11 protein-coding genes are annotated in these 10,902 nt (G+C 38.8%); 7 read left to right on the plus strand and 4 right to left on the minus strand.

The features are described 5' to 3' along the window. Positions 1-441: 441 nt before the first annotated feature. The 6 genes from ACQKFG_RS20620 (at position 442) to ACQKFG_RS20645 (ending at position 7,762) form a co-directional block, all read left to right on the plus strand. On the plus strand, positions 442-1,929 hold the full coding sequence (locus tag ACQKFG_RS20620; RefSeq protein WP_427562279.1) for a multicopper oxidase family protein: 1,488 nt from the start codon (positions 442-444) through the stop codon (positions 1,927-1,929). A 90-nt stretch (positions 1,930-2,019) separates the two neighbouring features. Beyond that, positions 2,020-2,550 carry a CueP family metal-binding protein gene (locus tag ACQKFG_RS20625; protein ID WP_427562282.1) on the plus strand — a complete coding sequence of 177 codons (531 nt, stop codon included), beginning with the start codon at positions 2,020-2,022 and terminating at the stop codon, positions 2,548-2,550. Between the two features lie 390 nt (positions 2,551-2,940). After that, the gene (locus ACQKFG_RS20630; RefSeq protein ID WP_342614672.1) at positions 2,941-3,327 is read left to right on the plus strand and encodes a DUF302 domain-containing protein; all 387 of its coding nucleotides are present in this window, start codon (positions 2,941-2,943) and stop codon (positions 3,325-3,327) included. A 588-nt stretch (positions 3,328-3,915) separates the two neighbouring features. Further along, the gene (locus tag ACQKFG_RS20635) at positions 3,916-4,230 is read left to right on the plus strand and encodes a thioredoxin family protein (protein WP_192206743.1); all 315 of its coding nucleotides are present in this window, start codon (positions 3,916-3,918) and stop codon (positions 4,228-4,230) included. A gap of 173 nt (positions 4,231-4,403) precedes the next feature. Then, positions 4,404-4,910 (plus strand): RrF2 family transcriptional regulator, encoded by a 507-nt coding sequence (locus ACQKFG_RS20640; protein ID WP_192206742.1) that lies wholly within the window; start codon positions 4,404-4,406, stop codon positions 4,908-4,910. 2 nt (positions 4,911-4,912) lie between these two features. Next, positions 4,913-7,762: a YhgE/Pip domain-containing protein gene (locus ACQKFG_RS20645; RefSeq protein WP_228467632.1), complete on the plus strand. Its 2,850-nt coding sequence runs from the start codon at positions 4,913-4,915 to the stop codon at positions 7,760-7,762. 46 nt (positions 7,763-7,808) lie between these two features. Here the strand turns inward: ACQKFG_RS20645 and ACQKFG_RS20650 are convergent, their stop codons facing one another. The 4 genes from ACQKFG_RS20650 to ACQKFG_RS20665 all read right to left on the minus strand — a co-directional run bounded on the left by ACQKFG_RS20650 (position 7,809) and on the right by ACQKFG_RS20665 (position 9,819). Beyond that, positions 7,809-8,180, minus strand: a complete 372-nt coding sequence (locus tag ACQKFG_RS20650) for an ArsR/SmtB family transcription factor (RefSeq protein WP_192206740.1) — start codon at positions 8,178-8,180, stop codon at positions 7,809-7,811. Beyond that, positions 8,181-8,609 carry an SRPBCC family protein gene (locus ACQKFG_RS20655; RefSeq protein ID WP_192206739.1) on the minus strand — a complete coding sequence of 143 codons (429 nt, stop codon included), beginning with the start codon at positions 8,607-8,609 and terminating at the stop codon, positions 8,181-8,183. 126 nt (positions 8,610-8,735) lie between these two features. Further along, positions 8,736-9,179, minus strand: a complete 444-nt coding sequence (locus ACQKFG_RS20660) for a DUF6376 family protein (protein WP_349729842.1) — start codon at positions 9,177-9,179, stop codon at positions 8,736-8,738. 34 nt (positions 9,180-9,213) lie between these two features. Then, the gene (locus ACQKFG_RS20665) at positions 9,214-9,819 is read right to left on the minus strand and encodes a protein kinase family protein (protein WP_192206737.1); all 606 of its coding nucleotides are present in this window, start codon (positions 9,817-9,819) and stop codon (positions 9,214-9,216) included. A 588-nt stretch (positions 9,820-10,407) separates the two neighbouring features. On the opposite strand from ACQKFG_RS20665, the gene ACQKFG_RS20670 reads away from it, so the two are divergent. Beyond that, on the plus strand, positions 10,408-10,902 hold a 495-nt coding region (locus ACQKFG_RS20670), incomplete at its 3' end, for an SH3 domain-containing protein (protein ID WP_427562289.1).

A 10,902-nucleotide genomic window follows, 5' to 3' on the forward strand; every position in this document is an offset into this window, starting at 1 on the left:
TTTGGATGTTGCTATCCGAGGTCATACGCAAAATTAAATATCTTTAACTTTGTATACAAAAAAAGGCAGCAAATACGGCTGCCTTTTATCATGCTCACATCAGTTTGCACTAATGATTTTCTGTGTACTTAGAATGTCTAAAAGTTAAAAAAACTTTAAGACATTCTAAAAAGCAGTTAAATTATTTGTTTATTTATTCTTGTTTCCTATCTAAAGTTAGTCTATAACAAGCCCTCGTAATGTCTCATAAGACTTGTATCAAAATGCTTAACGTTGTAAATCCGCATTTTCCTGACGTTACCCCTTGTATAACAAGGTTTATCTAGTATCAAAAACTAAAATCAAAAATAAAGGAACAACATTTTGTATACAAATGCCAGTTTCTACATAATTCCTGCATAACTGTTCTATATACTTTTTAGTGAAAGGAATGGTGAAAGTATGAGGAAAATAATATTTGCGAGTATTGTTGTAAGTTTGGGCATACTTGGGGCTTGTAGCCAAGGAAGTAGTAACAATATGAAAGATATGGATCACTCTTCAATGGATATGAAAGGTATGGACCATTCTTCTATGGATATGAGCCATGAAACCATTACAGAATTAAAAAGCAGTCTTGGAGAAAATGAATTAACTTTTCCAAAAGTACTAAAACCAGATCAAGAGGATAACAATTCCATTTCATATACCATTCGAGCTCACCAAGGCACTTCAGAAATATTTGATGGAATTAAAACAAAAACATACGGATATAATGGGGATTTTTTGGGGCCAGTGATTCGAGTGGAAAAGGGAATGAAGGTCACCATCCATTTGGTGAATGATTTAAAGGAAGATACGACTTTCCATTGGCATGGTCTTGAAGTACCTGGTAACGAAGACGGGGGCCCACATAAAGTGTTGAAACCAGGCAAGTCTGAAACAATTCACTTTACCGTCAAACAGGATGCTGCTACACTCTGGTTTCATCCACACCCTATGCATGAAACAGGAAAACAAGTATTTAAAGGCTTAGCTGGGTTACTTTATATTGATGATAAGAATAGTAGGAAATTAGATATTCCAAAAACATATGGTGAAGATGATTTTCCAATTATTCTTCAAGATAAAAAATTTACTGATGATAAACAACTTGATTATAACAAAGTAATGAATGAAGATGGGACAACAGGAGACACTCTTTTGATCAATGGGGTTGTCAATCCAAAACTAAAAGCTGATCGTGAAAAAGTTCGCTTGCGTATTTTAAATGGTTCCAATATGAGGGGTTACACTTTACACTTTGATAATAATATGGAATTTCAACAAATCGCAAGTGATGGTGGTTTCTTAAATAAGCCTAATTCAACAAAAGAGCTTGAAATTGCACCTGCTGAACGAGTTGAAGTTATCGTAGATTTAACAAAAGTGAAGGGAAATGAAGTTTCACTTGTTAATGAAGATAACGTAACTATTTTGCCTATTCATTTAAAAGAATCAGCAGATAATTCCAAAACGGCAAAAACTACAAAGTCATTAAATAACCTCGAAATTTCTAATGAAGTAAAGAATAAAGAGGTCACAAAAACAATCAAATTGGCTGGAATGGGAAAAAATGTGACAATTAATAATAAGAAGTTTGATGCAAATCGAATCGATTTTACACAGAAACAAAATGAAACCGAATTATGGGAAATCGAAAATATGAAAGATTCAATGGGGGGCATGAACCATCCATTCCATATTCACGGAACGCAATTCCAAGTTATATCGATTGATGGAAAAGAGCCTCCAGAAAATTTATCTGGTTTAAAAGATACCATTTCCTTAAAACCGGGACAAAAAGCAAAAATTGCTGTTAAGTTCCCTGAAAAAGGAGTTTATATGTTCCATTGTCATATTCTCGAACATGAGGATAATGGAATGATGGGTCAAATTAAGGTGGATTAATGTCTAATTGTGGATTAAAAAATATATTTTTTTGAGTTTTGATATATTAAATAAATAGTTAACAATGACAAGGGAGGAGAATTAACTTAAATGAAATTAAAAGGATTTTTCTTAACTTTGTTAGTAGTAGTTATACTAAATGCTTGCGCCAGCACAGGTAAAGATGAGGCAAAGCCCGTTAAATCAACAGATGATATTAAGACCTTAGTGAATGATTATAGTACAAAAAACAAAAATGCACAAAATGCCTCCATTACATCTCGACAACTCATTGTGACTGAAAATGATGGAAGTGAAACTTCCTATGATTTGCCCAAAGGCGAGTTTTTTGTTTCGATTGCACCTTACATTAATAAAACCCATCCATGCATGAATCATAGCTTGACAGGTTGTCAAGGTGAACTTGCAAATAAAGAGTTTAACTTATACATTGAGGATTTAGACGGGAATGTTATCCAGGACGAGGTAGTTAGCTCTCCATCTAATGGATTTATTGATTTGTGGCTACAGCAAGATAAAACCTTTCAGATCAAAATAGAGCACGACGGAAAAATGGCAGATTTAAAGCTCTCTACATTCGAAGGTGACCCAACATGTATTACAACGATGAAATTAATGTAGTGACAAATAAGACAAGGGGATAAGCTCTCTAGGCCTCATTTTGCTTTTTCATGTGAATAAAGGATTGTCCTGTTAGTTATTCAACTGAATGGCTGCTTTTATGAAGGAACTAAAGCCTAATTTCTCACTTCACTTACAACATAGAGAAATTAGTTTTTTTTTATATTTAAATTGCGTTTAACGTGTAAATTCGATAATAAAAAACAACGGATTATTTCATTCTGGTTATATTATTCGTGCTGACTTGGGAATGATAACCATCATTGATTAAGAGGGAGTATATTTCCCTTTTGATATTAGGGGAGAAATTAGCCGCAATATATCAATAGTTGTTTTGATCCTTAATAAACAGGGAATAAATAGGATTAAAGTGGATAAGGAGATGAGTCTATGTTTCATTACACCGTAGAAACGAATCAATCAATCGGAGAATCAATGGCAGTCTTAGAGGAAAAATTAAAAGAGGAAAAATTCGGTGTGCTTTGGCATTTTGATATCAAAGAAACTTTACAAAATAAGGGGTTTGAATTTGATCAACCCTATCATGTATTGGAAGTTTGTAACCCAAAAGAAGCGCAACGGGTATTATCAGAAAATCAAATGGTTGGCTATTTCTTGCCGTGTAAAATTGTTGTTTATGAAGATGGGGGCAAGACGAAAATAGGTATGCCAAGACCAACATCTTTAATTGAAATGGTCAGCGATTCCTCTATTAAAGGATTTGCCCAAGATATTGAAGACCGCTTAATTGCATGTATCGACCGGGTGGTGCAATAGCATAGTGTTGCAAGAGCTGAACCCTTGGGCGAGGATGGTATACTTTGTCCCAAGGGTCTTTTTTCATATATGAAGTTTATTCCGTCGCCTGAATAAGTTCCTCGGCTCCCGGAGTTAAATAATAATAAAGTCGTTTAATATATAATAAATTCCTTTAAAAACTCCATTTCGAAGTAAAGAGGATCTGTTACCTAACATTTTGTTTAATATAAATTTTTAATGGCGATTAAAGCAAGGGAGATAAAATTCATGTGAGAAGATATTGTGATTGTATGTATTAGTGGTCGAGCTGGGGTTGGTTAGTTCTCCATCAGGTATTACTAATTAAGAAACACATTATAACAGGAATTAGCCCCTTTAAGGGTAAATCCTAATAAGATATTAAGCTTCGTTCTACAAATCCAAGCTATCTAGCCTTAATTGGCCATAGTTATGGGGGCAGCATAGAAAAGGTACATGAACCGGGCAAGAGTTAGATGGATCCAGGATGAACCGTTTGTGTTGTATAGGAATTAATTATATATTAATCCTTGAGTACATTAATTCATGGATTAAGTATGATGATAAGAAAGCTCGGAGGAGAAGATCATGAAAAATATCAATACTGAACAAGAATACCGTGAACAAATCAATCAAGAGGGACTGACGGTCGGGGTTTTTACGACAACATGGTGTCCAGACTGCAAACGTTTAGACATGTTCATCGATGAAATCACACAAGAACATCAAGATAAACAGTGGTTTACAATCGATCGTGACGAGTTCCCAGAGATTTCTGAAGAGCAAACGGTAATGGGAATTCCATCACTATTAGTATTTAAGAATGGGGAAAAGGTTGCACATCTGCACAGTGCAAATGCTAAAACTCCAGAAGCGGTCAATGAATTTCTAAATGACCTATAAAAACCTTGAAAGGTGAACCCCTTATGATGCTGTCATAAAGGGGTTCACCTTTTTTTAGAAATTTTTTCTAAAATTAACTTGATTTCTAAGATGAAACGGGTTTTAATTATAGATACGGAATATCCATTATGGATATCAAACATCCACATAGATGCTGAAAGAGGTGAACGGATTTGCAATTAACAAAAGGGGTCGAGCAAGCTATATGCATCATTGTTATCCTCTCCACCCAGGATAAAAATGTACCGCTTTCGTCTAATGAGATCAGCAGACGATTGGAGGTGTCTCCTTCTTATTTGAAAAAAATCATAAGGAAACTGGTCGTTAAGCAGATAATCACTTCCGTTCCTGGTAATAATGGTGGACTTACTCTTGCCAAAAGTGTAGATAAGATTAAAAACCTTGAAATTATTGAGGCGATGGAAGGCACGATTTCGATGTTTCCGGATACGGGACTTATAGAAAAAGCGTTTAAAGATGGAGAGTATGCAGAGAAGGGGATGGATGTCCTTCGTCGGATGTTTTCCCGGGCTGATCAACTTTTAATAGAGTTCTTTTCCAGCCAAACAGTGGCAGATTTGCTGAAAGAAAGCTTTGGCACCACGGACATACCGACTCTTAATTGGAATTCAACGTCATTGAGTGATGTACTGCGTGAAAAGAAAGGTGAAAAGAAGTGAACATGCTTAAACAAGAATGGAAGCTTTTCCTTACAAATCGAAAACTGGTCGGTGTCGCGATCGTTTTACTGTTCGTCCCGATTATTTATGGGGGGTTATTCCTTAGTTCCGCTTGGAATCCATACGGAAATACAGGCAAATTGCCTGTTGCAGTCGTGAATAAGGATATGAAGGCGGAATATGAGGGTAAAACCTTAACAGTCGGTAATGAGCTAATCGAGAATTTAAAGGACAATGATGATTTGGAATGGCATTTCGTATCGGAAAAAGCGGCGAAAAAAGGATTTGATGATGGTACATATTATATGGTCGTTACCATTCCGGAGGACTTTTCGAAAAATGCTGCAACCGTCATGGATGATAAGCCAAAAAAAATGAATTTGACGTATGACGTGAATCCTGGACGCAGTTTCGTTTCTGAAACGGTCGGAAAACAGGCAGCGAATAATTTGAAAACGGAAATTGCCGAAAGTGTCACAAAAGAATATGCGGAAGCTATTTTCTCCCAGTTTGATAAAATCGGAGAGGGTTTCAATGATGCAGCAGATGGGGCATCGAAACTGGATGATGGCGCAAAAAAACTGGATGATGGAAACAAAGAAGTGACGGAAAATCTGAATAAATTAGCTTCAAGCACATTAACTTTTAAAGATGGGGCGAATAAACTTCAAATCGGTGTCGGCGAGTTTATGGAAGGAGCCAACAAGCTTGAAAGTGGCGCGTCGGAATTAAATAAGGGAATTTCACAATATACTTCCGGTGTCGGTCAGTTGCAAAAGGGTGCGGACGAACTTGCATCAGGCACAGGGGAATTAACTAATAATAGTGAAGCACTTTTACAAGGTTCATCCCAACTTTCCACTGGGCTCGCCAAAGTGGTTCCAGGAGCGCAAACTTTAAATACGGGATTGGCACAAGCGCAAACAGGCAGTGCGAATTTGAATGATGGGTTGAATCAATTATCACAAAATGCAAGCCAGCTGACGGACCAATCGACAGGAATTCCAAAATTGGCATCAGGTCAGCAAAGTTTAAATGAAGGAATCAATAAACTGGCAGAAGGAAGCCAAGCGTTAAATGACGGCCTGAAAAAAATGGATGGCCAATTGCCCGCAGAAGAACAGATGGGTCAGCTTAAGCAAGGACTGACAAGCATTCAAAGCGGTGTAAATCAATTGCAAGAAGCGATTCCTGCAGGAAGCAGCGCGTCCGGTACCGTATCTGGCATTACTGAAGACCTCAATAACAGTCAGGCGGCCTTAACGGAACTTCAATCAACCATTGCGAATAATGGTCAGAGCACGATCAATGCCGTTCAAAACACGGAAGCGTTCAAAGGCATGACCAGTGAACAACAATCCGAATTAATCGGAGCCATTCAAAATGAACTTCAAAACCAAGCGGAGGCACAAAAACAAATCGCCTCGACTCTTGCTGCAAGTGTATCCGACTTATCAACGCAATTGAAGGAAAATGTAATGCCTGTATTGAATGGATTAGGCCAGCTTCCAGAACAAGTGGCCAATTTAAATAATGCGGTGAATAAAGTCAATCCAAACGCCGTTTCAGCGTTAAACGGATATACGGCAATAAGGAACGCACTGGAAGAACAATTGATTCCTGGTGCAACACAATTAAATGGCGGCTTGAATGAGGCTGTTGAAGGCAGCAATCAATTAACGGCGGCAACACAAAGTTTAAATGAACGGACACCGGAATTAGTGAAGGGGATCAACCAGTTAGCACAAGGCGGTTCCTCGTTGAATAATGGTCTATCAAAACTAACTGAGGGTTCTGGTCAGTTGGTAGATGGAGTTTCACAACTTCAAGCGGGGTCAACCTCCTTTGGGGATGGTCTTGAGAAGTATGCGTTCGGTGTTAGCCAAGTTGGCGAAGGGGCAAGCCAGCTTGCTAGCGGGGCCAATGAACTGAATGCCAACTCACCTGCCTTGAATGAGGGCTCATCAGCACTTGTTAAGGGCACTGAACAATTGGCAAGCAATCTGCCTACTTTAAGCAATGGAGTCATCCAGCTTGCCGATGGGGCAGGTAAGATCAATGAAGGTTCCTCGGCACTTGCTGAAGGATCCGGAAAATTGGGTGATGGCATATCCTCACTTAAAGATGGAACGGTCGAACTTTCGGATAAACTCGGTGATGGAGCAGAAGAAATAAGTGAAAACAAAACAACCGATGATAATTACAGCATGATTGCCGAACCGACACAGGTTAAAGAACAAAAAAGCAGTGACGTGCCGAATTATGGTCATGCACTGGCTCCTTATGTATTGTCCCTTGGCTTATTTGTAGGAGCGATTGCGTTCAATATGGGATTCCCGACAGGCTTGCCTTCCACAAGGCCTACTTCAGGAGTGGCATGGTGGTTCAGTAAATTTACGGTCCTGTTTATCCAAGCGACGCTTTCAGCATTAGTGTTGGATGCGATCATGATTTGGGGAATGGATTTACAGGTCGAGAACATGGGGCAATTCATTGGGGTTTCCATACTGACTTCCCTTACCTTCATGTTCATCGTCACCTTCTTGACCGTAGGATTTGGAAATCCGGGTCGTTTATTGGCGATGATATTCCTTGTATTACAGCTAGGTGCAAGCGGAGGAATGTTCCCTGTGGAACTGACCAATAACTTCTTCAGTCATGTTCACCCGTTCATACCAATGACATACTCTGTCATGGGCTTCCGTCAGGCGATGAGCACGAGCCTTGGAGCGGATGCATTGACAACGAGTATAGTGTTCCTTACTGGATGCATCATTGTTTTCAATCTACTACTATTGCTAACGATGGTCATCAAGAAGCGCAAAGAACACAATGTGGAGATGGAAGCATAAACTATTGGAAAAACCCCCGGTGCAATGCGCCGGGGGTTTTTCTTCATTATGATGGTTCATCCGTGTCCTTTTCTTTATCGATGACTTTCAATCCATTTTCCCCTGAATGTTCAATCACATGTTTAAGGATGGATAATTTGTTATCCCAGAATTGATCGTAAAAAGAAAGCCACTGTTTCAATTCCGCTAAAGGTTCTGGCTGAAGCCGAAAGCGTTTCTCTCTGCCTACCTTCCGGCCACTGACCAATTCAGCTTCAGAAAGGATATGAAGATGCTTGGCAATCGCTGTACGGCTCATGGAAAAGTGAGAAGTGATTTCTGAAATGGGTAAATCCCCTTCAGCAAGCAATTGCAGGACCTTTCGGCGGGTTGGGTCGGCGATAGCCTGAAATACATCATGTTTTTCTGCTGCAGACACTTAGCCCTCAACAACCTTTTTAAGTTTTGCATGAACAATCTGTTCCCAGCCATGATCCATTCTCTCGCGAATCACTGAGCTTTTTTCATTCGGTTTCGGAAGAATCGTTTCAGGCTCTTTCCAACCACCATGAATAAGGGTGAACTCCGTTTTGCCGTCCAGTTCTTTTAAAATGAAGGAAATGAACCAACCGTCCGTATCCCAACTGAATGAAAGACGATGAGGAGCATCTAACTCCGTTACCTTACAAGGAGATGGACCAAAAGGTGATTGCACATGGAACTCATGTCCCACTTTCGGTTGAAAATCATTTGGCATGAACCATGAAGCTATGCCCTCTGCAGTCGAAACTGTATCCCAAACTTGTTGGATAGGGGCTTCAAGAATAACTGTCTTCTTGATGTCCTGTAGTGTATGTTGATTTTCCATACTGATTCTCCTTTTTAACTGAAATATATGAAACCAATTGGTTTCGCTTTGTCGATTATATAAAACCTTTTGGTTTCATGTCAATAATTTGTTTCAAGTGATTCCTTTTTATTCATTGCAGGATGCTTAATTACCCAATTCTTCAATTTGTTTTGCCAATCCTGTTATATTATCGATTGAATTCATTATCTCTGAATCTTCCAATGCCTTAGGGTCAATTTGGCCATTTTCAATATTATTCAGATATAATTCAATTCCATCTGAAAGCTGTTGATTCGAGCTGACGATCTTCTCATGGATGCCTTCAGCGATTTGGGGTGGTTCCATTGCATTGAATTCTTCAATCTCCGTTTTCATCAATTCCAGTTCTTTTTCAAGATTTGCTCTTGCTTCTCCATTCGTTACGGCGTCCTGTGACAAAGCAGGCACCTCATTGGCAAATTCCTTAACGGTATTTACATACTCCGTCGCATGATCTGCATACTCCAATGATGAATTGACTTCTTCTAAAGCTGAGCATCCGCTTAATGTAAGTATGGACAGTAGAGCAATGGTCATTATTTTTTTCATATATGCCTCCAATGTGATTTTTTTATGGTAAGGATCAGATGGGCAGGAATCTTTTTTTATAAATCGCTGCAATGGAATTCAGTATGAAGCTGGGGATCTTCTTCGGAAAAAATGACTTCGAATAGAAAAGGTGAAATGCACTTTTCAAGTCGTGCCACTGATTGCAGGATTTCACTTGCTTAAACCTTGCAACGTCAATGATTTTCACCTTTTTTTCGGAGGTGATGAAGATGTTTCGTAAATGGATATCCGAAGGGTTCAATCCTTCTTTCCTGGCCAATTGCAGGGCATGGTCTATCTCCGCGATGTTTTCTTCCGTTATCGGGATTCCCAATGTTAAGCATTCAAAAAGAGTGTTGCCTTCAATGTGATCTATAACCAGGTAATTTACCCCCGCATCATATAGGGTTGGATAGTATTCGATGGATTGGACGGTTTTGTATATTTCAGCTTCAACTGTAGCTGTGTGAGTATGATCCGGGAAAAACACTTTTAGTGCCTTATTGGTGGAATGTATTTTGAATACATATGCGCTTCGGCCTTTTCCGATAAGTGATAAAGATGGGTCGGCATCAAGCAATATATGCTTTTTATCATCGGAAATCTTAACGCTTTGAGCTAACTCATTATAGTTCTGCATACTTTTCACCTCTATTGTGCAATTTTTCGAATCAAAAAAGACGGTATAACCGATTATTGGTCATACCGTCTTTTAAAAATCAAAAGACCTCACCAAATAATCGGCAAGGTCTTGCAAACAACTAAAATCAGTTGCCAATAAAGCCGAGGATTCGATCCTGTACTGACGACTTTATTGTATAGCTACTCCCCTTAACAGAAGGATTCTTATAAGTTATATACGGTAATTATATAGGTTATTGCCTCGATCCGTCAAATATAAGGAACGTGTGCCCACCCTTTATATATATTCAGTAAAGGCAGAAAGATGCTCGTCTCAAAAGCATTAATTTGAGTGGTCAGTAATTATATCAATATACTTTATATTGTTCATTTGCTTGCCAGGTGCCCCTCGTTGCAATTGTTTCTATTTTATTACTTAAATGTCTAAAAGTTTACTATTGTATTACAATCTCCTTTATCTCCCTATAGATCTAACGGAATATGATATATTTTAGACGAATGAGCATTTATGCCTATATTATTATACTTATTTTAACCGATATTTAAATAAATGTTAAAAATATAATTCTTTAGTAGGGAGAATGAGATGAAGAAATTAATTATACCAACTTTCTGTTTTGCAGTGTTGTCCACGGTTGCTTTCGAAGAAAAAATATCTGCAGCTCCACTACAGGCGGAACAGACGAATATAGGGGACGTCATGTTTGTACATGTAAGTTCCGGTGCCCTCAATATGAGAAAAAACGGGGCGGAGGATGCAAGCATCGTTGCAAAGCTGGCAAATGGCACACAGGTAACGATGTATTCGGAGTCCAAAGGCTGGGCGAAGATCAAAGCCAATGGAAAAGAAGGATATGTCAGTACGAAGTATTTATCGGCAACGAAGCCAGGGACTTTAATGAAAACTGCAGTAACCACTAAAACGACAACAAAATATGTGAATATGAGCACGGGTTCACTGAATATGCGAAAAAGTGGCAGTGATAGTGCCAGCATAGTCGCAAAGCTGACAAGAGGCACACAGGTAACGGTGTATTCGGAGTCCAAAGGCTGGGCGAAGATCAAAGCCAATGGAAAAGAT

Origin of the sequence: Peribacillus sp. NPDC076916 (assembly GCF_050269675.1) — a bacterium.
Taxonomy (GTDB): Bacteria; Bacillota; Bacilli; order Bacillales; family DSM-1321; genus Peribacillus; species Peribacillus aracenensis.